We start from the raw sequence: 22,468 nt of genomic DNA, 5'->3' as shown, positions 1-22,468 counted from the left end.
CCGCCATCACGAGAGATCAGCCGACTTGCACCGATGAACAGCGATATTTCCTTTCCAAGGCATCGAGAGAACCGATTTTACCAGGGCTTGGCTGCAACCTTTGTCGCCAATGCTCTTCAAGCGGTCAACTTTCTCGGTGATCGGTTCCTGAGACAGTCGCATCATTCGTTGTCGGCCATCGAGGACATTTACCGGCACTCGATGGACAGCGCCTTTTCGGTGACCGAGGCCTTCCTCGTCACAGGCGCTCCGCACGCCTCCGCCTATTACCCGCGCGACTTCGCCTGGTTCTATCCCGACGTCCTCGACCCCGAAACCATCATGGATGCGCAGGACGCGGTGCGCCGGGCGCGGCTCCTCGAAAAGAGCGTTCGCCTGATGCTCGAGGCCGTTCGGGCCGACGTCGTCACGACGACCATCGTGCCGGCGGGGCGCGGCCGGTATCTCGGCGTGAACTATTTCTCGCGGCCTTCCGATACGCTGCTCGGCATTCTGGCCGGTCTCCAGCAGATGCTCTCTGCCGAGGAGCGGGCGTCGTCCTATCTGGCAATGTCGCAATGCGCGCATGCCGGCCGCTTGTTGCTGGCCGAATACGGCGTCGATTTGAAGCGCGCGATCCTGAAGCTTGCGAGCGAGTTGGAGCCGTTCGACGCTGACGGCACCAGATCTTTGCTCTGCGACGCCAGCAGGCCCCGCTCTGCGGCAACGGACACCCGCGCCGAGCGTCGGCGTTTCGTTACAAACGCTTGCGTCTACACGACCTTTGTATGGGGTGTGGAGCTCGGGGTGGTCGGTGAGAACGAGCTGAAGCGGCTGCTCGGACGCGACCTCGTGCAGTACAAGCGGGATCTGCTCCGCCTGTTCGGCAAGGACGGCTTTATCAGGCATTCGCTGGATAGCCCGGCGGGCCCGCCGGTGTCCTCGGTTGCGCTCGATTTCGTCAGTGTGCACCGCGGCTTTTGGGACCTGAACGATGCGAATGAGCGCGCGCTGTTTGCGGCCACGACGGATCTGATCATCGCCGAGCCGCGCTTCCGCATCCCCAGCACATTTCACTTCCTCGTCTCTGCGGATAATCCGCGGAACAAGATGATCCACAAGATCGCGGCGCCCGCCTATCAGGGGCGCTCGTCCTGGCCGACGTTCAACGTCGAGTTTGCGGACCGCATGCTGGACTTTGACGAGTTCTCGGGGAGCGATACCTACCGCGCCTGGGCGCAAGGGATATTGAAAGACATTCGCACCGCGACCGAGGTCCACGGCGGATATCAGGAGCTGATCTCGGAGCAGGGGCTGAAATACCGCACCTGGGCCTATAAGGGCGCGGTCGCCCATTCCTGGTTTCCGCGCTTCCTGTCGGTCTGGCGGAGGGCGTACGGAACGCCGCTCCTGAAGTGGAATGACTGAAGGCGGCTCAGCGCAAGCGCGCGGGTCTCCCTGCGCGCGCTCCGGCCGCGTCTTACGATGGAACCTTCGGGCAAAATCGCCAACAAGCCATTGACAGCAATCCATAAGCGCCGCGAGTTGCGACAACATGTCTCTGCACGCTGTCACAATCGCGTAATGCAAGTGACATTCTCGCGCAGCACGTCTGACAAGTATGGCCCCTAGCTTGAAGTACACTGAAACATTTTTTCAGCCTTCAGAAACGAACAGAGGGGTGCGCAATGCTTGCGACAATGACACGACGTCTGCGCGATCGTACCGTGGTGACCGCAGCGATTCTGTCGCTGATGGGATGTGACGTTTATGCGGCGGACGCCAATTCGCTCGGGGGAAGTAACAGGAACGGTGATCGCACCGAGTCGCCGATCAAGCATGTGATTGTTATCCTCGGCGAAAACCGTACTTTCGATCACGTCTTCGCCACCTATGAGCCGGCGCGTCCGGGCGAGCGCGTCGACAACCTGCTCTCCAGGGGCATCGTCACCAAGGATGGCTTGCCCGGACCGAATTACGCCAAGTCGGCGCAATTCTCCGCCGTGGTCAACAACACCTACTCCATCAACCCGAGCCAGAAGGCCCCCTACAACAACACGACCAACAAGGTGCAGGCGCCGGGAACCTCCTACGCGCCGCAATCCTGCTACACGTCGGTCGATCAGGCCGCGCTCAATGGGCCCGGGTGCCTCGCCACGCTGCAAGTCGCCGCACAAGCGGATTACGGCCTCAGCCAGCAGGATCTGCCGCTGCTGACGACTGGTGCGACGGGGCTGCCCGGCAATTCGCCGGACTCGCGTATCCTGGATTTCGACAATCTGCCGAACGGAGCCTACCCGCTGGTGACCCTGGCGCAGGCCGGCGAAACCCCAACCAGCCTCTACAAGACCTATGGCGGCAGCCCGGTACACCGGTTCTACCAGATGTGGCAACAGCTTGACTGCGACGTCGCCAAGGCCACGCATCACAATCCGAGCGGCTGCCAGTCCGATCTCTTCACCTTTGTGGAATCGAGCGTTTCCTCGGGGAGCAACGGCGACCCGACGCCGCACGCCCTCAAGGAAGGTGCGATCGCGCTCGGCTTCTACAATGTCGCCAAGGGCGACGCGCCCTATCTGACCGAGCTTGCGCGCAAGTACACGCTCAACGACAATTTCCACCAGAGCGTGATGGGCGGCACTTTCGCCAATCACATGATGATCGGCTACGCCGACGCGCTCTATTATGCCGACGACAAGGGTGATCCCGCGAAGCCTGACCACGTGCTCGTCCCCGGTTCCAACCCGCCGCAATATGTCAACGAGGTCGAGAATCCGAACCCCGCGCCTGGCACGAACAACTGGTATCTCAACGACGGCTATGGCGGCGGCAGCTATTCGAACTGCGCTGATCCGGGCCAGCCAGGCGTTGGTCCGGTCGTCACCTATCTCAACGCCATCCATGTGCCGCCGCGTTGTGCGCCGAACGCCTACTATCTCCTGAACAACTACGTTCCGGCCTATATCGGCAGCGGTGCCACCGATCCGATCAACAACGGACCGTTCACGCTGCCACCTGTCATCAAGCAGCGGCATATCGGAGATGCGCTGACCCAGGCCGATGTCTCCTGGGCTTATTTTGGCGAGCGCTGGAATGACTTCAAGACCGCGCCCGGTGAAGGCACCAATTTCGGCGCGCTGGACCCCGTCGCCTATCTCTACTGCAACATCTGCAACCCGTTCCTGTTCTCCGCCTCGGTCATGACCAATACAGCGCAGCGCAATGCCCATATGAAGGATACGCTCGATCTCTACGACGCGATCGCCAAGGGCGATCTTCCTTCCGTGTCCTTCGTCAAGCCGAGCACCTTCAACGATGGTCATCCGTCGTCATCCCGCGTCGACCTGTTCGAGGCTTTCACCAAGAAGATCGTCGATCAGGTGAAGTCCAACAAGGAGCTGTGGAAGTCGACGGCCATCGTCATCACCATGGACGAGGGCGGCGGCTACTACGATTCAGGCTATATCCAGCCGGTCGACTTCTTCGGCGACGGCACGCGGATTCCGCTGCTGGTGGTGTCGAAATACTCGCGCGGCGGACACATGTCGCATGAATATGGCGATCACGTCTCGATCACCAAGTTCATCGAGCGCAATTGGCATCTGAAGCCGCTTGGGCCCAAGACGCGCGACACGTTGCCCAACCCTGTAGCCTCGGACGACAATCCCTACGTTCCCGTCAACCGGCCGGCGATCGGCGATCTCTTCGGCAATTTCAACTTCGCCGATCGTCGCGACGACGACCGCGACGATGACTGACCGCAACTGGTGATCTCCGACCGATCGACCCGGAGGCTGACCGGCCACCGGGTCGATTTCATCACTCGTAGCAGAGAGCAATTTGCGTGAATGTAGCGCGCTCGGGGAGTGCCGCTTCGATCGATGCGGCGCGTGATGCGTTTGCCGGAGGCAATTTGGGTGCTGCCGAGCAGATTTGCGCAACTGTTCTTGGACAGAATCCTTCCGACTGGCGCGCTTGGGCGTTGCTGACAGAAACCGCGCTGCTGCGGGGTCGGCCGGACGCAGCGGCCGTCAGCGCCGACCGCGCCGTCGCGCTCGCGCCGACGAATCCGATAGCGCTGGTGTTGCGCGCGAAGTGCCTGTTCATGATGGGTGAGACACGCCAGGCCTGTGCGGCGACCGACGTCGCGGCACAGCATCTCGACGATGCGCCGGATGCGCTCGATGCGGTCGGTGCGATGTTCGGTCTGCTCGGACTACAGCAACGGGCGAGAGAACTCTTTCGTCGCGCTGTTCTCGGACGACCGGACGTGCCGCAATATCTCTTCAACCTGGCCGCTACCGAGCGGATGATCGGCGCGCTCGGTGATGCCGAAGCCCATTGCGATGCGGCCATCGCCAGCGACCGCCATTACGGCCTTGCGCACTATTTGCGGTCGGATCTGCGTATCCAGAGCCCCGATCGCAATCATATCGACGAGATGGAAGCGCTGATCGGTCAGGGAGATTTGTCTGGCCCGAGCGAAATCATGCTGCGCTTCGCGCTCGGCAAGGAATGCGAGGACATCGAACTCTGGGGACGCGCATTCGATCATGTCGAGGCTGGCTGCAACTTGCAGCGCCGATCGCTTGCTCGCAGTCCCGCCGCCGAAATTGGCGAGATCGATGCCATCATCCAGACGCACACGCGACGCTGGATCGAAGCGGCGCCGCGCGGCTACGCCGACGCTGCGCCTGTTTTCGTCACCGGCCTGCCGCGCACCGGCACCACGCTGGTGGAGCGAATCATCGCGAGCCACTCCGCGATGGATTCCGTAGGCGAGACCGGCGCTTTCGCAGCCGAGATGCGCCGCGCCATGGCGGAGCGTCCAGGCGGACGCGACCCCGAGGGCATCGGCAGACGCTATCTGGATTCGGCCGCGGCGCTGCGCGTGCCGGTCGATGTGCGTTTCATCGACAAGACGCTGGAGAACTACCTCTATTGCGGTCTTATTCACGCGGCGCTACCGTCCGCAAAGATCATCCTCGTGCAGAGGCATCCGATGGATTCGTGCTGGGCGATCTACAAGGCGCACTTCCGCGGCAAATTCTCGTTCTCCTATCACCAGACCGAACTTGCGGATTATTATCTGGCGTATCGCCGTCTGTCGCGGCACTGGCGCAGCGTGCTGCCGCCGGATGTACTCATGGAAATCAACTACGAGGACATTGTGCGGGATCAGGCGGCGGCGAGCCGAGATATCATCGGCTTTCTCGGCCTTCCCTGGGAAGATGGAGTGATGCGCTTTCACGAAAGCCCGGCGCCATCGGCGACTGCCAGCGCCGTTCAGGTGCGCCGCCCGATCTACGCGTCCTCGGTCGGCAAGTGGCGTCATCAAGCCGAGCGGTTAGCGCCGCTTCGCGCGCGCTTGGCACGCGAGATTCAGGAGGCAGAGCTGGTATGACGATGCTCCGATCATCACGGTTTCTCGTGACCACATCGGTTATCCTCCTGGCGTTTGGTCGAGCTGCGTCGGCCGAGGTGAAGGTCGATGGTGGGCCGGAGGCCGTGCATCTCGAAGTCCACGACGCCTCGCTCCACGATGTGTTGGCGGCTCTGCAAAAGCGATTCAACCTGCATTACCGCACCGTCGATGCGCTCCAGACGCAGACGACGGGAATCTTCGACGGGCCATTGCGGCGCGTGGTGGCTCGGCTCCTGAGCGGCCATGATTATGCGATGCAGGTCACCGCTGACGGCCTCGACGTGCTGGTGCTGGCGCCGCAGCAGCCCAGCGTCGCCGTGGTCGCTGCGGTGACGCCGGCAAATGCGGCTAGGCCTCCGCTAACGGCCGTGGAGCGCAGGCATTTTGAGCACGGGCACCTGCGCTAGGGCAATGATGGCGTATCAGCCCGCCGTCACGTCCACCAACTCGCCGCCATCGAGCACCTGAGCTGCCTTGGCGCGATCGAGATCGCCCTCCCAAGCGGCGACCACCACCGTTGCGACGCAATTGCCGATGAGGTTGCCGACGGCACGGGCCATGCCGACAAACCAGTCTATCGAGAGCACCAGCACGAGGCCGATCGCAGGAATGCTTGGCACGGCGTTGAGCGTCGCAGCCAGGATCACGATCGCCGAGCCAGGCACGCCGTGCGCGCCTTTCGACGTGATCAGGGAGACGCCGAGCACGAGCAGGAGATCGCCGAACGAGAGTGGTGTGTTGGTCGCCTGCGCGATGAAGACGACGGCAAGCGTGAGGTAAATTGAGAACGCGTCGAGGTTGAAGGAATAGCCGGTCGGGATCACAAGTCCGACGACGGAATCCTTCACCCCCATCCGCTCGAGTTTCTTCATGATCTGCGGCAGCACCGCGTCCGAGGACGCGGTCGCCAGCACGATCATCAGCTCTTCGCGCAGGTAAGAGAGGAATTTGAGGATGTTGATTCCGGCGAGCGCCATCACGCTGCCGAGTACGCCGAGCACGAAGATGCCGACGGAGACGTAGAACAGCATCACCAGAGAGACCAGCTGCTTCAGCGAGCCGACGCCATATTTGCCGACCGTGTAGGCGACGGCGCCGAGCACGCCAAGCGGAGCAACCCGAACGATAAGTCCCATGACGCGGAACAGCACGGCCGAGGCCGCGTCGATGATCGAGGTGACGAGTTTGCCCTTCTCGCCGCCGACCAGTGCCAGGCCGACGCCAAACAGAATGGCGAAGAACAGCACCTGGAGCACGTCGTTGCGGGACAGCGCGTCGAACGAGGTGGTCGGGATGACGTTGAGCAGGAAGGAGCCGATGCCGGCGCCTTGGAGCTTATGCGCGTTGTCGGCATAGGTGTTGAGCGCCTTGGCGTCGAGCGTCGAGGTATCAATGTTCATGCCATGGCCGGGACCTGCGAGGTAGGCGAGGATCAGGCCGACGACAAGCGCGACGGTGGTCATGACCTCGAAATAGAGCAGCGCCTTGACGCCGACCCGGCCGACCTTCTTGAGGTCGCCCGCGCCGGCAATGCCGTGGACGACGACGCAGAACACGATCGGCGCCACGATCATCGAGATCAGCTTCAGGAAGGCGTCGCTGAGGATCTTGAGGCTGATGGCAAAATCCGGGATTACCACGCCGAGGATGATGCCGAGGATCAGGGCCGCGAGGACCTGAACGAACAGCGAGGTGTAGAGCGGCTTACGCTCGGCGGCCGGGGCCGCGGCAATGGTTGACATAGAAACTCCCCCGTTTTGACGACGTCCAGATTGTCAAAAGGAGCAACTACCGTGCCAGAATGTCGCGTTTTTTCGCTGGAAACGGTCTATTCTGCCGCCTTCGCCGTCTTGCCGAACGTCCGGTTCGGCGCGGGGAAGCCGCAGGAGGTGCCATCGGTGACCTTGACCTGGTCCTCCCACGGCAGCCGATAGGTGCCGGCGACCATGTCCTGCATGAACGTGTAGGGGCAGTCCATCGCACCGCCCTTCACCGCGACATAGCCGCGGTGCCAGAGCTGGTAGATGTTGTTCTCGACGCCCCAGTTGATGCGGGCCTCGCGCACGAGGTCCGGCCGGACTTCGGCCGTGATGATCTCGTCGGCGCGGCCGGTCGTGCCGTGCGCCAGCACCGTACCGTCGAAATTGACGATCATGCCTTCGCCCATGGAATCGAATGAACCGTCGGTGCCGCACATGCAGACGTTCGCCGTGACCATCAGGTTCTGGAACGAATTGGCCTGATTGGTGAAGCGCCAGGACTCGCGGATCGGCGCGGTGTAGCCGGCGGTGCGGATCATGATCTCGGCGCCCTTGTAGGCGCATTCCCGCGCCATCTCGGGGAACATGCCGTCATGACAGATGATCAGCGCGATCTTCGCGCCGTTCGGCCCTTCGATCACGGGAATGCCGATGTCGCCCGGCTCCCACGGCTCGACTGGAATCCAGGGATGAAGCTTGCGGTAATAGAGCTTGATCTCGCCGTGATCGTCGACGATCAGGCCGGAATTATAGGGGTTGCCGTGCGGATTGAACTCCATGATGGAGAAGCAGCCCCAGATCTTGTTGTCGATGCAAGCCTGCTTGAACGCCGCGACCTCCGGCCCGTCGAGCCGGCACATGATCTCGGGATTGGTGTCCATCGAGAGGCCGTGCAGCGAATATTCGGGGAAGACCACCAGATCCATGGTGGAGAGATTGCGGCGGGCCTTGCCGACCATCCAGACGATGCGCTCGGTCTGCTTCGCGAGATCAGCCCTGGTGACGACGTTCGGTAGCTGCAACTGCACGAGCCCGATGACCACGCCATTAGGAGATTTGTTCAGTCCACCTAGCCCGTTCATGACCAGCTCCCTCGTCGGCTTCCCTGCCGTCCTCGCTGCGCGCGAGTTCGTCGTTGGAAAACAAATCCGATTTCGGGAGACAGCAAAAGATTATTTTTCAGGCGATCGCGCAATCACGCGGCAGCATCACGCCGCGACGTCGAGAAGCCGGCAGGATCCGCGCACCAGCACCTTGCGCCCGGCCGGCGTCATCGCAGGCGTACCGTCGTTCACAACGACAAGGCCGAGCTCGATAAGACCTTCGAGGAGATAAGCCTTCGAGAGGCGACCGTTCGACACCGGGTTGCGAAGCGCACGCAGCGCTTCCCACTGGTCCGGCGAGAGATCGAAGTCGACGTCGTTGCTCATATTGCCTCAAGCGATAGTTCTGTCCGCGCGCCCCTGTTAGCGGCGCTGCATGAAGACCATGCGACGACAATGAGTCGGGAATTCGGTGAGCTGTTTAGAACGTCTCTTCACGAATTGCCGCACCGCGTTGCGCCACAAGAGTTAAGATCCCTCGGATGCGAATATCGTCCCGATCACCGATCACTAATTGATGATTTTCATTTGATGTTGCGCCGCGAAGGACGCAGTGCACGGGAACCGCTGCTGTCCCATTCTGTGTCGCGATATGCACAGAAATTGTGAGACGTAAGGTATCGGATTCTGTTAGGCTGATCCTCGGGAATGGCTCCACACACAGGAGTGTGAGTGCATGAACAGGCTGGTCGAAATTCGCAATCAGGAATTTCTATGCCGCGAGCGCGCTGCGCTCGATTCCGAGCGCCGAGTGTTCTGGCTGGCGCAAGCCCAGGAATGGGAAGAGCGTGCGCTCGACGAAATCGCCTATCACTTCCGGGAGTGCAATGTCGCCAGGACGAGTTCGTCAAGGCTGAGCTGAACGCCGCCTGACGCGATTGCGCCCGCGATCTACTGGTATGTCGCCACGATGTCGGAGACCGCCCGCTCGAGCTGCTGCGCGGTGGCGCATTGGCGCACGACCGTGCAAAAGGTCGCGTAACGCGGCATCTCGGAATCGCCAAAGCCCCAGGCGAGGCGTCCCTCGGGATTGAGCCAGACCAGCCGCTTCGAGCGTTCCGAGACGCGGCGCAGGATGTCGGCGCGCGGATCGAGATTGTTGCTGCGGGCGTCACCGAGCACGATCACTGTGGTCTGTGGCGTCAGCGTTCTCATGAAGTCCTTCTCGAAATCGACCAGCGAAGAACCGTAGTCTGACGATCCGAAGCCAACCTTGGACATGATCTCCGCCATCGCTTCTTCCGGCGACTTCTTTTCCAGGATGTCGCTGACCTCGATCAGGTGCGACGAGAATGCAAAGGAGCGGACGTCGTCCACGACCTCATGCAGCGAGTGGATCAGGAGCAGGAAGAAATCCGAGACCTGCGCGACAGAGCCGGAGACGTCGCACAGTGCCACGATCTTCGGCCGGTCGCGGTGCTTGCGCTTCCATGCGGTGAGAAACGGGATGCCGCCCCAGGCGGCGTTGCGGCGCAGCGTGCGGCGAACGTCGAGATGGCCCCGCCGCTGGCGCTTGCGAGGCTTCGAATAGCGCTCGCGCAGGCGGCGCGCGATCTGGCGGATGAGCGCCCGCATCTCCGCGACCTGGCGCCGCTCGATACGGGCAAGGGGGGCATTGCGCAGGATTTCGTTACGGAGGTTTTCGGCCTCTTCACGGGCATAGAGCGCAAGTCCCTGCGAGACCGTGTCGCGCACCGCTTCGCGCAAGGCATCGAGCGCAGCGCGCAGGCGTTCGGCCAACGCGGGATTGGTCGCGGTCAGTTCGTCGAGATCGTCGCGCAGGCGCTGAAGGCCCATGGCGTCGAGGATGCGGCTGGAGAAGATGCCGCGCTGCGTGGAGTAGCGGATGTCGGACAGGGAGGCTGCACCGGAGGCGCTGGCGATGGCGGCTGAGATCGCATTGCGATCCTGTGACAGCAGCATCTGCGCGAGGGGTCCCAATTCTTCGGGAGGCTGACCTTCGCCCGCGTCACTGGTTGCGTCGGATGAGGCAGACTGATCCTGGTCCTCCGAGGTGTCGTCGTTATTGGCCTCAGGCTGATCCTGCCGCGGTTCGGGCTGGCTGAAGAACAGATCAAAGCAGTCGCCGAGCGCGAGCTTCTCGTCCTGCGACTTGGCGAGCGTCAGCAGCAGCGCGTCGCGCAGGATCGCGCGGTCGGTGACGCCGACCTGCGCGACGGCGCGCATCGCATCGATGCTTTCGGCAGGCGAGACATGGACGCCCGCGCCCCGCGCCGCCCGAAAGAAACGATGGAGGTTCTCGCGCATCGGGCGTCAACCGAAGACGTTGGATCGTGCTGCCTTGGCAATGAACGTCGTGATTTGGGGCGACGCGGCCTCGATGTCGGCTTCGTATTTCAGGAGCACGTTGAGCGTGTCCTTCACGATCTCGGTATCGAGCTCGGTCGCCTGCAAGAGTACCAGCACGCGCGCCCAGTCGATGGTCTCGCTGACCGAGGGCAGCTTCTTCAGGTCCAGCGAGCGGATCTCGTGGATGAAGCCGACCATCTGCCGGCGCAGTGTCTGGGAGATGCCGGGCACGCGGCTCTCCACGATGCGCTCCTCCAGCCGCTGTTCAGGGAAGCCGATATGCAGATGCAGGCAGCGCCGCTTCAGGGCATCGCCGAGATCGCGCTCGCTGTTGGAGGTGAGGATCACCGTCGGCGGCGTGATCGCCGAGACGGTACCGAGTTCGGGGATCGTAACCTGGAAGTCGGACAGGATTTCCAGCAGCAGTGATTCGAACTCCGCGTCCGACTTGTCGATCTCGTCGATCAGCAGCACGCAGCCGCCCGGCTGCTCCAGCGCCTGCAGCAGCGGCCGCGGCTCGACGAATTCCTTGGAGAAAAACACGTCGCCGAAATCATGGAGCTGGCCAAGCGCTTCGTGCAGCGTCTGCGCGCCGCCGAGGACTTCGCCGAGCTTGTCCTTGAGGATCTGGGTGTAGAGAAGCTGCTTGGCGTATTTCCACTCGTAGAGCGCCTTGGCCTCATCAAGGCCTTCATAGCATTGCAGGCGGATCATCTTCTTGCCGCTCCAGGCGGCAATCGCCTTGGCAAGCTCGGTCTTGCCGACGCCTGCAGGCCCCTCGACCAGGATCGGCTTCTCGATCTGTTGCGAGAGATAGACGGCGGTCGCGATCTGCCGGCTCGCGATATAGCCCTGCGCGGCGAGGCCGCTCTCCACTGCCTCGATCGAGGTCGAGGCCTTCTGTTCAGCCACGAAAGGGCGCTCCCAAAGGTCTTGCTTGAGGCTTGTTCTGCCTGCGTTCCCGGCAAAGAACAAGCCTCGTTTGGGACGGGCCTGATCCGCGCTGACGGCCGCTTTTTCCGTTCAGCGCAAATACTTAAGCGATGGTCGATCGTGCGGTCAGTGCCGCAACAGTTCGCCCTTGCGGATGGTCTGTCTGACCTCGGCGCCGCAATCCGCGCATTCATAAACGAAGTCGATCTTGGCAAGGCTCCAGTGCGGTTCGACCTCGCGCACATACATCGGCAGAAACCCCATGCAGGTGGGGCAAATCACAGGCGCGATTTCGATATCCTGATGATGCTGGACGTATGCAGGCATCTCGGCTCTCCTTCCCAGGCGACCACCAAACCCCGCGGAAAGGCTCCTGCCGGTCGCCGCAAAGGGGGCATCAACTCTTTCGAACAGAGGCGGAACGGCGAGGGTTTGTCGTTCGCTGTGACATTCTTGTTACGTCTCTCTACTGTAACGGACAGACCAAAGGCTTATTTCGCAGGCCGATCCGCTTTCTCGGACCATCAACGCAACGATAAGGGAGCAACGCCCATGACCCATGACATGACCCATGCCATTCGTTTTCACAAGACCGGCGGCCCAGAAGTCCTGGTTTGGGAGGAGGTCAACGTAGGCAAGCCCGGGCAGGGTGAGGCGCGTATCCGGCACACTGCCGTCGGTCTCAACTTCGTCGACATCTACAACCGCTCGGGTGTGTATCCGGCACAATTGCCGAGTGGACTCGGCAGCGAGGCCGCGGGCGTTGTCGAGGAGGTTGGGCCAGGCGTCACCGATCTGAAACCCGGCGATCGCGTCGCATACGGCGCTTCACCGCTCGGCGCCTATTCCGAGGCGCGGCTGATTCCTGCCGACCGGCTGTTGAAGCTGCCTGACGGCGTCGACGACAAGACCGCGGCCGCGATGATGCTCAAGGGGCTCACTACGCAATACCTGATCCGTCAGACCTATCGGGTGAAAGCCGGCGACACCATCCTGCTCCATGCCGCGGCCGGCGGCGTTGGTCTGATTTTGAGCCAGTGGGCAAAACATCTCGGCGCGACCGTGATCGGCACCGTCAGCACCGACGACAAGGCGAAGCTTGCCAAGGCACATGGCTGCGATCATGTCATCGTCTATTCGCGCGAGGATTTCGTGAAGCGCGTCGACGAGATCACGGGCGGCAAGAAGGTGCCGGTGGTCTATGATTCCGTCGGCAAGGACACGTTCCTGAAGTCGCTGGATTGCCTTGCGCCGCTCGGCGTCGCCGCGCTGTTCGGCGCGTCTTCAGGCGCGGTTGAGCCGCTCAATCTGGGCCTGCTCGCGCAGAAGGGCTCACTCTACGTGACCCGTCCCACGCTGTTCACCTACGCCGCCAAGCGCGAGAGCCTGGTCGCGATGGCGGGCGAGCTGTTCGACGTCGTCAAATCTGGTGCGGTCAAGATCGAGGTGAACCAGACCTATGCGCTGAAGGACGCTGCCAAGGCGCATGCCGATCTCGCCGCGCGCAAAACCACGGGATCGACCGTTCTCACGGTGTGATCACCCGGCCAGACTGTGACGCGGGCCATCCAGGCCTGCGTCAGGTCCGCTCGTGCTTGCGCAGGTCGCGGGCGTGATCGAGACGGATCGCCTGGAGATCGACGTCTTCGGGCGGGATCTGGGGAAGGGCGGCCTCGGCCAGGATGGCCTCGGTCACGTCCTCGACCGAATCCTCTGCGATTTCATGGATGAACGAGATGTTCTGGTATTCGCCGGAGGTGACGCGGGAGATGACCTCGCGCCTTGTGATCTCGGGGTCGACGATGGCCTCGCGACCGCGCCGCCCATAATCGATCATCACGACGAAATACTGCATGGAACGATCCTGCCGCGCCCCCAGTGGCTGGGTGCGCGGCAGAGTATTTCCGAAAAACGGAATTAAGTCAAGGTCGATTTCCAAAAATCGGAAATCGGCGTCTACTTGCCCTTCTTGCGGGGGCGCGCCGACTTGGCGCGCAACCGCTCGAGCTGCCCCTTGGGCATGGAGATGCAGATCTCCCCGACCCAATCGAGCTTGACGCCGACGATCGGCTTGGCGTTGAAGCTGGTGAGATTGACGACGGAGGGAGATTTTCCCCGCTCGATGGTCTTCAAATAGCGCTCGCCGGTCTTGAGCCGCACCACGGCTTCCTCGCCGTAGAAGCTCGATAGGGGGTGGCGCTGGTCCTTGTAGACCACGATCACGTCGCCGCTCTGGTATTTGGGCAGCATCGAATCGCCGACGATCTCGAAGGCGACGGTCTCTTCCATGATCGGGAAGGGCAGTGCGATATCGCCGAGCCCCTCCGGAGGGACCTGTTCATAGTCCGGCTCAATCACGGCGCCGGCGCCGACCCGGCCCATGATCGGCGCAAGATTGAGCTCGAGATATTCCATGATCGGAACAATTTCCGAGGCCTTCACCAGACGTTCGCCGCCAAGGATTTCCGACACCGCGCCCGGGCGCACGCCCATGGCCGCGGCCAGGCCGCCTTTGCTCTTGCCTGTCTTTTCCAGGCCCCGCTCGATCATTGCAACATCCAACATGGTGATTCCTTCGATTGCCCATCGTCTTGTCTCTTGTAATCCGAAATTCGGAATTGATGCAATTATGAATATCAGAAATCCGGCTTGACTTTCTCTTCGGAATACCGGAATGTGTGCCCCGTCTCCGGATCATGGGAGGCGCATCACAGGACAGCAGCATGGAACCGGGCCATTGGTCGTCGGAGCATTCCGACGTGCTTCGCGATTATTTTCTCAAAGGAATGTCTTACGCGGAGATCGGAAGGGAGATTAATGCAAGGTTTGGAACGGCTTACACACGCAATGCGGTGATCGGCCGCGCCAAGCGGCTCGGGCTCGCCGCGCCCGAACGCCTGACCAGCCCATCAATCGTGCCGTCCTTGCCGGGCGAGCCCTGTCCGCCCTCGCCGCGTCGTGCCGCGGTACCCGGCCTGAACCTGCCGCCGCAGTCGGCCCTGAAACCGGCCAATCCGGTCAAATTGCGCTGCGTCGGTGTCCGGCCGCGCCTGATCACGCTGGTCGAGCTCGAGCGAGGCGATTGCCGCTATCCCTATGGCGGTGACAGGGAGGGGGAGGAGATCAACTTCTGCGGCCACCCGCGTCAGCCCGGTTCGAGCTATTGCGCGCCGCATGCGCACCTGACCCGCGGTCCCGGAGCAGCCTCCAGCCGTACCGCCGGTGCCGCCGTGCTGAGGCTGGTCTCCGCGGCCTGACCAGCGTCCCTTCTCATGTCAGTTTGCAAGGAGTCTCCGAGTGGCACGTGCCAGACGCAACATGTCCTACAAATTGGCCGGACTTCACGACCGGCGATCGCGCGATCTGCCGTTCAATGCCGAATTGGCGGAGGTCGAGGTCGATAATCCCCTGGCGCTCGATCTCGACGAGAAGATCGTGGCCATGCGGTCGATTCGCAACGACCCGCTCGGCCGGCTGCACGCCCACCACCAGATTGACGAGGCGCAATATCGGGGTGGCCGCGCCTACCAGAGCGACTGGGAGAGAGCGGAGCGCGGCCCTCAGGCCGTGGATCCGACCCGCGAATATGTCGACGGCACCGGCTCCCGTGAGCCCGTGACCGAGAGCCAGCGCCAGGCAGTGCTGCGGCTGAACCGGGTCGAACGCGAGCTTGGCACCGACGGCGCCGCGCTGGTGCATGACGTGCTGGTGCTCGGCCTGACCATGGACCAGATCGGGCTGCGACGCGCCGTCCGCACCCAGCGCTGGAACGACTATTTCGCGCGGCGCTTTCGCGAATGCCTCGACCGGCTGGCGCTGATCTACGGCTTTGCGATGGATGCGTCGGCTCGACGCCGCTGAACGAGGCGGCCGGCGGCTTTCGCCGCCGGCACGCCCTCCGTCTCTCGTCAGGGATGCGGCATGATCTGGTAGGGCGTGGTGTAGGGCTCGACGCGGAGCGAGGCGTTGGCCAGGAGCCCGATCTTCGCGGTTGGCGCCTGCTGCAGTTCGCCATTTTGACCGCGGTGCACGTTGTATTGCCAAACGGTGAGATCGCCCTTTTGCGCCAGGGCGTGCGCGACCGCGCTGGCGTCATTGCCGCCGAGAGCCTGGAGCTCGTCTGGCGACAATCCGATGACGATCTCGTCCTTGACGGTGACGATCTTGAACAGGTTCATCTTGGTCTCCTGCGCCCATGCGCCTTGGATCGAGAGTGTGAAAAGCGCAACCGCGGCGCTCCTGATGAGATCGCAGCGAGAAAGCATGCCATCATCCTTTGCTGAGGTGCGCCCGAATCAAACCAGTCCATCAGCCATGGCGCCCGTGGTCTGCGTGGCCGTTTCGCAACCGCTTGGTCGCACGATCTTGAACGGCGGTTCATGCGGCGAGAAATGTTGGCAATGGTGAACCGTGATGCGGAGAGGCGATCAAGGGGAGTCGTCGCATGAAATTCACCAGCACTATTGGTCTCGTCGCATCGCTCGGCATGATCGGCCCCGCCGTGGCCGCAGATGCCTTCTATGTTGGAAGCTGGACATTGACGGCGGCCGTGGTGGCGCCATGGGCCGATCTGCACCGCAAGCCCGACGATGCCGAGCGCGCGCGGCTGATGGGAAAGACAGTGGTTCTGAGGTCCAGGGAGATCACCGGCCCGCGTCCGTTTGCCTGCGCGAAGCCGCAATACAAGGTGACGGACTATGGTCCCGACATGCTCTTCCAAGGCGCATTCGAGGAGATGCAGCGTACCGACAGCAAGGCCGATCCGAAAGCGTTGGCCGCTTCGCTCGGCTTCGCCGGGTCCCGCATCAGGACGCTGGAGACCGGCTGCGAGATCGACGTTCATTTCGTGGACGATGCAACCGCCGAAATCGGACTCAACGATTACGTGTATACGCTGAAGAAGCGGTAGTCCGCGGTTGCCAATTTCCGATCATGCCGGAAACAAGCTGTAACCCAAGTCCAATTGACAGCAATCGGGGCTGTATGGTCACTGATGACGCTTCTTGACGCAGGTGGGTGACGGCGGCGCGTATTCCTGTTATCCGGAATTGCCGTGGCGTGATGCCGACGAAGCATCGCTAAGTCTCACGGTCGGGCTTGCCCGAAGGGTTGTTCCTTGCCATAGTTGCAACCTCTCGGGTCGGACCGAGTCTGTCCTGATATGCAGCGGCGTGCCGACTGCTGGGGGTGCCCGACCCTAAGTTCGTCGTCGTCATGGCGTTCGGTGACGGCAATCCGGTTCTCGATCGGGCCTCCTGATGTCCGACCTCGAAGCGCCGATCCTGTCATAGGTGCGAGATGAAAAACCTCAATTTCGCGGCTGAACTGCACCTCAAACTCGGCGCACCCGCGACGGGTACCGTCGAGAGTCTCCGTCTGCTGCGCGCCTTTCTCAAGCTCGCCCCCCGGCAGCGCTTTGAGGTCATCAAGCTCGTCGAAGATCTCGTCACCGACGAAACCATCCCCGAACATCCCTTGTCTTGAGCCCGGCTGCGCACGACATTACGCTTTGTCCATCTTTCGGGTCGGAGGCAGACTGTCAGGTTGCGGCCGTTGCCGTCGCCTGGCCGCTGGAAGGCGATGTGACAAATGTGGTAATCAGTAAGGAAAAGGGGAGGAGTGCGACCATGATCGAACCGAAGCTCGAAGTTCCGGCTGAACTGCGCGACTTGGCCGAGAAGACGATCGACCAGGCCGAGAAGGCGTTCGGCATGTTTTTCGATGCTGCCACCAAGTCGATGTCGGCAGTCCCGGGGGCTGGCGCGGATGTATCCAAGCAGGCGCTCGCCTTCACCGAGCAGAACATGAAGGCGGCGTTCGAGCATGCACGCAAGCTGGTTCACGCAACCGACGTTCAGGAGGCGATGCGGATCCAGTCCGAATTCCTGCGCAGCCAGTTCACCAATGCAGGCGATCACATGCGCCAGATGACCGGCAACTTCATGCAGCCCGGCAAGGACAAGTCCTGATCATACAAGGCCCCGTCGTCTGCTTACAAATTGATCTTGCGCAGCGTCGAGATGCGCATTTCAATTTCGATGCAGGTCCATGATGGGCCACCGGATGAAAATCATCCGCCGTCCATCATCCTTTCTGCTGATCCCTGTCGGTTCATCCGGCAGGGATTTGCATTTTCAGCGCTTGGCGCAACCGAGCAGTCCGCTATTGGCGTAGCGATCCGATGTAAGCGGCCAAGTCGGCGGCTTCGATCCGGCTCAAGGGAAAGTTTGGCATCTTCGGATGCGGATCGAGGAGGAAGAAGGCGAGTCTCGGCGCGCTGAAATCAGGCCTGCGCGCGACCGACGGATGCGAAGGAGGGGACGTCGGCGCTGGCCTGAGTCTGAGCGCTCGTCACGACATGGCAGCTCGCGCACCAGCGCCGGGCGAGATCGGCGCCGTGATCGGCGTCAGCCGCGAAAGCAGCTGATGCATTGAGGCCCGAGACTGTCGCGAGCAGAAGCCAAATTCGTCCCACAATTGCGCGCATCGGATGACCTGCATGAATTCGCTTGCGGACAGTATGCTCAGCCGCAGCACGATCCCGGAAATTGCGAGAGGTCGATGCGGGCGATGATCGACCGCAGCAGCTTACGGGCCCAACGATAGAAATGGCGCAGCAGCACGGGCATCCTCGCCCGGGGCAGGCCACGGCGCTCCGTATCAAGGCTCTCGGTATCAAGCCTTTTCAAATCAAGGCTATCGGTAACGTGGAACACGTGGCTCTCCGATGCTGTACGGCCGTTTTATCGTGGCCGGCATGGAGACGCGTTGATCTGCCGCAAGGCGTCCGGGCTAGTAGTCGCCGGGGTTCATGATCATCGGATTGGTCGTATCGGCCGCCGTGAGTGCGCTGCTGGCGCTGTCGCGCAGGAAGCGGTCAAGGGTCGCCTGGATCTTCTCCTTGACCGAGTCGGGTCCGCGATCGCTCAACTCGGTGTGCTGCGCACCGGTATGGATGATGTCGATACCGCGCGCCTTGGCCTCTTCCGGCGTCGGCAGCACGCCAGGGTCGGTCACGAAATGCGGATCCTTCGAGCGGAACGACAGGATCTTCATGCGGTCGTTGAGGACGAAGGGTACCCTGAGATTGTCGAGCGTGATCACCTTCGACACGAGCTCGGGATGCTGCTTGGCGACATACATGGAGACGTCGCCGCCGTTGGAATGACCGACCAGCGTGATGTGATCGTAGTCGGCATTCTCCTGCCGCCCCTTCAACGTGTTCAGCACGAAGAGGATGTTGGCCTCGCAACGCATATAGACCCCGCGGCGGCCGACATATTGCTGGCCGACATGGGTCATCAGGGGCGGATCGCTGGGCAGATCCTGCTGGATGCTGGCGACGAGATAACCGCGCGCCGCAAGCACATTGGCGAGGAAGGAATACTCGGTGGCCTTGACCGTATTGCCATTGCTGATGATGGCGACCGGAAGCTTCCAGAGGCCGAGATTGGCCTTGGTCTCGTAGTCGCGCCGCACCGCGATGTCGACCGAGATCGGCCGCTGACGCGCGGTGTCGAACAAGGACAGCATCTCGTGACGGATCGCGAATTTGCTGACGACGATGTACTGGCCCGCGCTGAGGACGCAGAGAAAAGCCAGAATTGCAAACACCCTTTTCATGGTTCCGTCTCAATCACTTTTGACTGAACATGGCGATCGAAAACGCCCAGATCGAGCGATCGTGAGCACGTTCTGGGATTAAATTTAGGCAAGTCTGCGAGGAAGGTCGCAAAAAGGGGCCACGACGGGCTTCAGCGTCATGCTGGAACCGCTAGAGGCAGTTCGCCCTGCCGCGTTCCGGACAGAGCCGGAAGGCGCTTGAGAGGGTGAACAGGAAGCGCGGGCTGCGGCGCTCGTTGTCCGGCGCCCGGTAGCTCAGCGGCACAGCGACGCCGAAAGCGGCCTGGAGATCGTCCCACAGGAAGAACCGTACCCCTACGCCGGCCGACGTCAGCGCCAAACCGTCGCTCAGCCGATACCCGTCGTTCCAGACTGCGCCGGCGTCGCTGAAGGCGTAGAGCTGGTAGCCGCTCCAGTAACGGAAATTGAGCTTCTGGTCGAAGCGCAGCTCGAGCGAGCCGGCCAGACCATTGTCCCCGCTGATCTCGGCCGCACCATAGCCGCGGCCGAAGGTTGCGCCGCCGAGGTAGAATTGCTGCGAGGTGAACAGGGGCCGTGACGCGGTCTGGCTCGCCGCGGACAGCTTGAGCGACCACGCATCGTTGAGGCTCTGGTAGCGCGTGAACCAGAAATTCAACACCGAGAAATTCGAGGACGCGCCATCACGCGACAACAGATCGTCGTCGAAATGCGAGGCGCCGAACACGTCGAGGCCCTGGCGATAAGTCAGTGTTGCGTAGTTGGTGCCGCCGAAGGGATCCTGAAGGCGGTAGTCGGCGGTGAGGCTCGCGGTCCTGATGTGGTCGTTGTACCAGGGGCCGTAGAGATCATGCTCGGACACGTTGCTGAAGGTCGTGGCCGCAGTCAGAGCCAGCGTGGATGATTGCGATTGGAGCGGGACGATGCCGGCGCGCAGCTCGAACGCCTCGGTCGTGGTGATGTCGCTGTCGAGGCGGCGGGCATCGCCCGGCCGGACCGCGCTGTAGAGGACGGATCCGCCAAGGCGCACGCCGTCGACGCCAACCGGCGCGTCATAGGACAGCCGCGCGAAGCCGAGCTCGCGCGGGTCGTTGGCGATGGTCGACAGGTTGACAGCGAGCGTGTCGCCGGGCGTGAGATAGGAGTTGAAGGCGCCGGTCGCATAGGTCTGCCACGGGCCGACCGACGACGAGCCGAGATTGTCCATACCGAACGAGGTGAAGACGTGCCAGGTCTTCATATAGACGATGAGGCGGAAGCGACCGGTCGTGCCGCCGATCTCCTCCAGCGCGGTATCGGTGATCCGAACACCCGGCCGGCCGTTGATGAGGTAGAGCTGGCGTTCGAGCGTCGCCAGGCGCGACGGCTGCTCGGCCAGGATCGGCCCGAGCATCGGTCTCACGCCGAACTGCTCGGCGACGTCGCCTTTCAGCTCAGCCTCTACGATCGCGCCTTCGATCACCTGGATGCGGACACGGCCATCGGCGATGTCCTGCGGCGGCACGATCGCCCGGCTCAGATGGAAGCCCTGAGCGCGGTACAGATCACTGATTGCGCCGGCAATCGCAGCGAGATCGGCCTGCGAGACTTGCTTGCCGAGATAGGTCTGGGAGACCGCGGCGATGCGATCGTGCGGGATGGCGTGGGCACCGCTGACGTTGATGCCGCGCAGCACGAATTGCGGCCTGGTATCTCCGCCGGTATTTGGCTGACCGACCGAGGGTAGCTTCACCGGAGGCCGCTTCAGAGATTCCTGCTCGGTTTGGTTTTCAAAATATTTCTCCGTCTGACGAGGATCGAACCCCGGCTGGTTCGCCTGTTGCGCGAGCGCAGACGGAATTCCCGCAAACGTTGGTCCCAGCAGCACGAGCGCGGCAGCGAGATACCATCCGGCGGGGCGAGGCGGGGGCCTTTCTCCGTAGTTTGACGGAGAAATCTCCAGATACCGGTAAGGATTCAGTAGCCGCATGATTTTTCATAGTTTTTTATGGTCAACGATTGGTTAATGCGGCCGCCGGACTCCCGGGTCTCCGCTAAGTCAATTTTGAATGATTTCGGATACGCATCAGGCTCGCAGTAACTCACGCTGAGGGTCGTCATGCTTGTCCGAATTGGAATGCGGTGCGCCTTGATGGCAGCGCTGATCCTGGGAACGGCCTCCGGTGCGTCTGCTGCGGATGACGGCGTCTGGTCGGTCAGCAAGTCATCGGGCGAGGTGTGGCTCGCAACCAGCGGTGCCCAGCAGGTGTCGTTGAATCAGGAAGAGACGCTGAAGCCGGGCGACACCATTCGCACCGGACGCAACGGGCGCGTGCTGCTCGTTCGTGGCGAGGAGACGATTTTGATCTCGCCCAACTCGGTGGTCGGCGTGCCAACCGAGAAGATGGAGGGACTGTCGACGACCATCATCCAGCAGGCAGGTTCGATCCTGCTCGAGGTCGAGAAGCGCAACGTCAAGCATTTCGAGGTCGAAACGCCGTATCTCGCCGCCGTGGTCAAGGGAACGCATTTCAGCGTCACGGTTGACGCAGGCAGCACCAAGGTTGGCGTGCTCCGCGGCCAGGTTGAAGTTTCCGATTTCAGGACGGGCCAGATTGCCCAAGTGATGCCGGGACAGGTGGCTACCGCGTTCGAGCACGGCAAGCCCGGTCTCAGCCTGAGCGGCTCCGGTACGCTCAATCCGATCGAGCAAGGCAAGCCGCGCGCCTCGACGATCGAGCGCGTCCCGGTGCCAAAGGCGGGATTGTCGGCGCCGCGCAATACGGCGAGCGGCCATGCGATCCACGCGCTTGGTCCGATCGACAAGGGGAGCAAGACGGCCGGGGCGTCGACGCAATCGCACCAGGCAAGCGGAGTTCATGCGCCCAAGGCCGGAATGGTGCACCTCTCGACCTCGCTCGGCGAGGTCAAGCTGAACTTCCACAAAGTCACGCACGGGCTTGCCCACGATGCCGTCGCACCGGGGCGCGTGCGTAATGCGAACGCCAGCACCGACAAAACAGTGTGGAGCGATAGCAAGAGCACGACGACTACTGCCACCAACAGCTCCGCCGTAACAGCAGTCACGGTGAGCGGCAGTGGATCTGCGGCCAGCGCCTCATCGACGTCATCAAGTGTAACGAGCACCGCCGCGACCACGGCTGGGTCGGCCAGCGATAATTCTGGCGGGAATAAAGGTAACAACGGCAATAACGGTAATAGCGGCAATAACGGAAATGACAACAGCGGCGCCACCGGCAACGGTAATGGCGGCAATAGCGGCAACAACGGCAATCATTACGGTTGGTCCAAGCATCATTAGAACCGTGCCGTCGTTATATGGGGGAGCACCGGGGGGCAAGCGCCCCCGGTGCGGG

The 22,468-nt window shown here is 62.1% G+C and carries 24 protein-coding genes and 1 pseudogene; 12 read left to right on the top strand and 13 right to left on the bottom strand.

Annotation, left to right across the window (positions count from 1 at the left end; translation table 11 throughout):
- The first annotated feature begins 33 nt into the window (after positions 1–33).
- The 4 genes from JJE66_RS37250 to JJE66_RS37235 all read left to right on the top strand — a co-directional run bounded on the left by JJE66_RS37250 (position 34) and on the right by JJE66_RS37235 (position 5,811).
- The gene (locus tag JJE66_RS37250; protein WP_200520769.1) at positions 34–1,407 is read left to right on the top strand and encodes a hypothetical protein; all 1,374 of its coding nucleotides are present in this window, start codon (positions 34–36) and stop codon (positions 1,405–1,407) included.
- 260 nt (positions 1,408–1,667) lie between these two features.
- Complete coding sequence (locus JJE66_RS37245) at positions 1,668–3,737, top strand: alkaline phosphatase family protein (protein ID WP_200520768.1); 2,070 nt, start codon at positions 1,668–1,670, stop codon at positions 3,735–3,737.
- An 86-nt stretch (positions 3,738–3,823) separates the two neighbouring features.
- Entirely contained in the window at positions 3,824–5,383 is a 1,560-nt protein-coding gene (locus tag JJE66_RS37240) for a tetratricopeptide repeat-containing sulfotransferase family protein (protein ID WP_409362872.1), read from the top strand.
- 26 nt (positions 5,384–5,409) lie between these two features.
- A complete protein-coding gene (locus JJE66_RS37235) occupies positions 5,410–5,811 on the top strand; it encodes a hypothetical protein (RefSeq protein WP_200520766.1) in 402 nt (133 codons plus the stop codon).
- A 15-nt stretch (positions 5,812–5,826) separates the two neighbouring features.
- On the opposite strand, the gene JJE66_RS37230 is transcribed toward JJE66_RS37235, so the two are convergent.
- From JJE66_RS37230 to JJE66_RS37220, 3 genes are all read right to left on the bottom strand, one after another.
- The gene (locus tag JJE66_RS37230; protein WP_200520765.1) at positions 5,827–7,146 is read right to left on the bottom strand and encodes a dicarboxylate/amino acid:cation symporter; all 1,320 of its coding nucleotides are present in this window, start codon (positions 7,144–7,146) and stop codon (positions 5,827–5,829) included.
- 86 nt (positions 7,147–7,232) lie between these two features.
- Entirely contained in the window at positions 7,233–8,246 is a 1,014-nt protein-coding gene (locus tag JJE66_RS37225; protein ID WP_200520764.1) for a formamidase, read from the bottom strand.
- A gap of 126 nt (positions 8,247–8,372) precedes the next feature.
- Positions 8,373–8,594: a hypothetical protein gene (locus JJE66_RS37220; protein WP_200520763.1), complete on the bottom strand. Its 222-nt coding sequence runs from the start codon at positions 8,592–8,594 to the stop codon at positions 8,373–8,375.
- Between the two features lie 349 nt (positions 8,595–8,943).
- On the opposite strand from JJE66_RS37220, the gene JJE66_RS37215 reads away from it, so the two are divergent.
- On the top strand, positions 8,944–9,129 hold the full coding sequence (locus JJE66_RS37215; protein WP_200520762.1) for a hypothetical protein: 186 nt from the start codon (positions 8,944–8,946) through the stop codon (positions 9,127–9,129).
- 29 nt (positions 9,130–9,158) lie between these two features.
- Here JJE66_RS37215 and JJE66_RS37210 read toward each other — a convergent pair whose 3' ends face one another.
- The 3 genes from JJE66_RS37210 to JJE66_RS37200 all read right to left on the bottom strand — a co-directional run bounded on the left by JJE66_RS37210 (position 9,159) and on the right by JJE66_RS37200 (position 11,837).
- Positions 9,159–10,535: a VWA domain-containing protein gene (locus JJE66_RS37210; protein WP_200520761.1), complete on the bottom strand. Its 1,377-nt coding sequence runs from the start codon at positions 10,533–10,535 to the stop codon at positions 9,159–9,161.
- Positions 10,536–10,541: 6 nt separating this feature from the next.
- A complete protein-coding gene (locus JJE66_RS37205) occupies positions 10,542–11,489 on the bottom strand; it encodes a MoxR family ATPase (RefSeq protein ID WP_200520760.1) in 948 nt (315 codons plus the stop codon).
- 147 nt (positions 11,490–11,636) lie between these two features.
- Positions 11,637–11,837, bottom strand: a complete 201-nt coding sequence (locus JJE66_RS37200) for a hypothetical protein (protein WP_008130254.1) — start codon at positions 11,835–11,837, stop codon at positions 11,637–11,639.
- Between the two features lie 237 nt (positions 11,838–12,074).
- Here JJE66_RS37200 and JJE66_RS37195 point away from each other — a divergent pair, with 237 nt between their 5' ends.
- Positions 12,075–13,049: a quinone oxidoreductase gene (locus tag JJE66_RS37195; protein WP_200520792.1), complete on the top strand. Its 975-nt coding sequence runs from the start codon at positions 12,075–12,077 to the stop codon at positions 13,047–13,049.
- Positions 13,050–13,089: 40 nt separating this feature from the next.
- On the opposite strand, the gene JJE66_RS37190 is transcribed toward JJE66_RS37195, so the two are convergent.
- A complete protein-coding gene (locus tag JJE66_RS37190; RefSeq protein WP_200520759.1) occupies positions 13,090–13,365 on the bottom strand; it encodes a hypothetical protein in 276 nt (91 codons plus the stop codon).
- Between the two features lie 101 nt (positions 13,366–13,466).
- Positions 13,467–14,075 (bottom strand): S24 family peptidase, encoded by a 609-nt coding sequence (locus JJE66_RS37185; protein WP_200520758.1) that lies wholly within the window; start codon positions 14,073–14,075, stop codon positions 13,467–13,469.
- A gap of 158 nt (positions 14,076–14,233) precedes the next feature.
- On the opposite strand from JJE66_RS37185, the gene JJE66_RS37180 reads away from it, so the two are divergent.
- Both JJE66_RS37180 and JJE66_RS37175 read left to right on the top strand, forming a co-directional pair.
- Complete coding sequence (locus tag JJE66_RS37180) at positions 14,234–14,767, top strand: GcrA family cell cycle regulator (protein WP_200520757.1); 534 nt, start codon at positions 14,234–14,236, stop codon at positions 14,765–14,767.
- A 40-nt stretch (positions 14,768–14,807) separates the two neighbouring features.
- The gene (locus JJE66_RS37175; protein WP_200520756.1) at positions 14,808–15,371 is read left to right on the top strand and encodes a hypothetical protein; all 564 of its coding nucleotides are present in this window, start codon (positions 14,808–14,810) and stop codon (positions 15,369–15,371) included.
- Between the two features lie 47 nt (positions 15,372–15,418).
- Here JJE66_RS37175 and JJE66_RS37170 read toward each other — a convergent pair whose 3' ends face one another.
- Positions 15,419–15,775: a hypothetical protein gene (locus tag JJE66_RS37170; protein WP_200520755.1), complete on the bottom strand. Its 357-nt coding sequence runs from the start codon at positions 15,773–15,775 to the stop codon at positions 15,419–15,421.
- Positions 15,776–15,954: 179 nt separating this feature from the next.
- Here JJE66_RS37170 and JJE66_RS37165 point away from each other — a divergent pair, with 179 nt between their 5' ends.
- From JJE66_RS37165 to JJE66_RS37155, 3 genes are all read left to right on the top strand, one after another.
- Complete coding sequence (locus JJE66_RS37165; RefSeq protein WP_200520754.1) at positions 15,955–16,419, top strand: hypothetical protein; 465 nt, start codon at positions 15,955–15,957, stop codon at positions 16,417–16,419.
- Between the two features lie 389 nt (positions 16,420–16,808).
- Positions 16,809–16,994 (top strand): hypothetical protein, encoded by a 186-nt coding sequence (locus JJE66_RS37160; RefSeq protein ID WP_200520753.1) that lies wholly within the window; start codon positions 16,809–16,811, stop codon positions 16,992–16,994.
- 143 nt (positions 16,995–17,137) lie between these two features.
- Positions 17,138–17,479 carry a phasin gene (locus JJE66_RS37155; protein WP_200520752.1) on the top strand — a complete coding sequence of 114 codons (342 nt, stop codon included), beginning with the start codon at positions 17,138–17,140 and terminating at the stop codon, positions 17,477–17,479.
- Positions 17,480–17,672: 193 nt separating this feature from the next.
- On the opposite strand, the pseudogene JJE66_RS38370 reads toward JJE66_RS37155, so the two are convergent.
- The 4 genes and pseudogenes from JJE66_RS38370 to JJE66_RS37140 form a co-directional block, all read right to left on the bottom strand.
- Positions 17,673–17,997, bottom strand: a pseudogene (locus JJE66_RS38370) (c-type cytochrome).
- Positions 17,998–18,034: 37 nt separating this feature from the next.
- The gene (locus JJE66_RS37150; protein ID WP_200520751.1) at positions 18,035–18,226 is read right to left on the bottom strand and encodes a hypothetical protein; all 192 of its coding nucleotides are present in this window, start codon (positions 18,224–18,226) and stop codon (positions 18,035–18,037) included.
- Between the two features lie 76 nt (positions 18,227–18,302).
- On the bottom strand, positions 18,303–19,133 hold the full coding sequence (locus tag JJE66_RS37145) for an alpha/beta fold hydrolase (protein ID WP_200520750.1): 831 nt from the start codon (positions 19,131–19,133) through the stop codon (positions 18,303–18,305).
- 151 nt (positions 19,134–19,284) lie between these two features.
- Positions 19,285–21,081 (bottom strand): ShlB/FhaC/HecB family hemolysin secretion/activation protein, encoded by a 1,797-nt coding sequence (locus JJE66_RS37140; protein ID WP_200520749.1) that lies wholly within the window; start codon positions 21,079–21,081, stop codon positions 19,285–19,287.
- 129 nt (positions 21,082–21,210) lie between these two features.
- Here JJE66_RS37140 and JJE66_RS37135 point away from each other — a divergent pair, with 129 nt between their 5' ends.
- Entirely contained in the window at positions 21,211–22,413 is a 1,203-nt protein-coding gene (locus JJE66_RS37135; protein ID WP_200520748.1) for a FecR domain-containing protein, read from the top strand.
- Positions 22,414–22,468: the final 55 nt, after the last annotated feature.

Source organism: Bradyrhizobium diazoefficiens, from assembly GCF_016612535.1.
Classification (GTDB): domain Bacteria; phylum Pseudomonadota; class Alphaproteobacteria; order Rhizobiales; family Xanthobacteraceae; genus Bradyrhizobium; species Bradyrhizobium diazoefficiens_C.
This window is presented reverse-complemented; position numbering and strand designations above follow the sequence as displayed.

Coding starts and splice junctions, on each gene's coding strand:
- JJE66_RS37165 (WP_200520754.1), top strand. CDS start 15,955: ATGAAATTCACCAGCACTATTGGTCTCGTCGCATCGCTCGGCATGATC.
- JJE66_RS37200 (WP_008130254.1), bottom strand. CDS start 11,837: ATGCCTGCATACGTCCAGCATCATCAGGATATCGAAATCGCGCCTGTG.
- JJE66_RS37160 (WP_200520753.1), top strand. CDS start 16,809: ATGAAAAACCTCAATTTCGCGGCTGAACTGCACCTCAAACTCGGCGCA.
- JJE66_RS37250 (WP_200520769.1), top strand. CDS start 34: ATGAACAGCGATATTTCCTTTCCAAGGCATCGAGAGAACCGATTTTAC.
- JJE66_RS37245 (WP_200520768.1), top strand. CDS start 1,668: ATGCTTGCGACAATGACACGACGTCTGCGCGATCGTACCGTGGTGACC.
- JJE66_RS37210 (WP_200520761.1), bottom strand. CDS start 10,535: ATGCGCGAGAACCTCCATCGTTTCTTTCGGGCGGCGCGGGGCGCGGGC.
- JJE66_RS37190 (WP_200520759.1), bottom strand. CDS start 13,365: ATGCAGTATTTCGTCGTGATGATCGATTATGGGCGGCGCGGTCGCGAG.
- JJE66_RS37170 (WP_200520755.1), bottom strand. CDS start 15,775: ATGCTTTCTCGCTGCGATCTCATCAGGAGCGCCGCGGTTGCGCTTTTC.
- JJE66_RS37185 (WP_200520758.1), bottom strand. CDS start 14,075: ATGTTGGATGTTGCAATGATCGAGCGGGGCCTGGAAAAGACAGGCAAG.
- JJE66_RS37220 (WP_200520763.1), bottom strand. CDS start 8,594: ATGAGCAACGACGTCGACTTCGATCTCTCGCCGGACCAGTGGGAAGCG.
- JJE66_RS37215 (WP_200520762.1), top strand. CDS start 8,944: ATGAACAGGCTGGTCGAAATTCGCAATCAGGAATTTCTATGCCGCGAG.
- JJE66_RS37230 (WP_200520765.1), bottom strand. CDS start 7,146: ATGTCAACCATTGCCGCGGCCCCGGCCGCCGAGCGTAAGCCGCTCTAC.
- JJE66_RS37135 (WP_200520748.1), top strand. CDS start 21,211: ATGCTTGTCCGAATTGGAATGCGGTGCGCCTTGATGGCAGCGCTGATC.
- JJE66_RS37155 (WP_200520752.1), top strand. CDS start 17,138: ATGATCGAACCGAAGCTCGAAGTTCCGGCTGAACTGCGCGACTTGGCC.
- JJE66_RS37180 (WP_200520757.1), top strand. CDS start 14,234: ATGGAACCGGGCCATTGGTCGTCGGAGCATTCCGACGTGCTTCGCGAT.
- JJE66_RS37145 (WP_200520750.1), bottom strand. CDS start 19,133: ATGAAAAGGGTGTTTGCAATTCTGGCTTTTCTCTGCGTCCTCAGCGCG.
- JJE66_RS37225 (WP_200520764.1), bottom strand. CDS start 8,246: ATGAACGGGCTAGGTGGACTGAACAAATCTCCTAATGGCGTGGTCATC.
- JJE66_RS37195 (WP_200520792.1), top strand. CDS start 12,075: ATGACCCATGCCATTCGTTTTCACAAGACCGGCGGCCCAGAAGTCCTG.
- JJE66_RS37140 (WP_200520749.1), bottom strand. CDS start 21,081: ATGCGGCTACTGAATCCTTACCGGTATCTGGAGATTTCTCCGTCAAAC.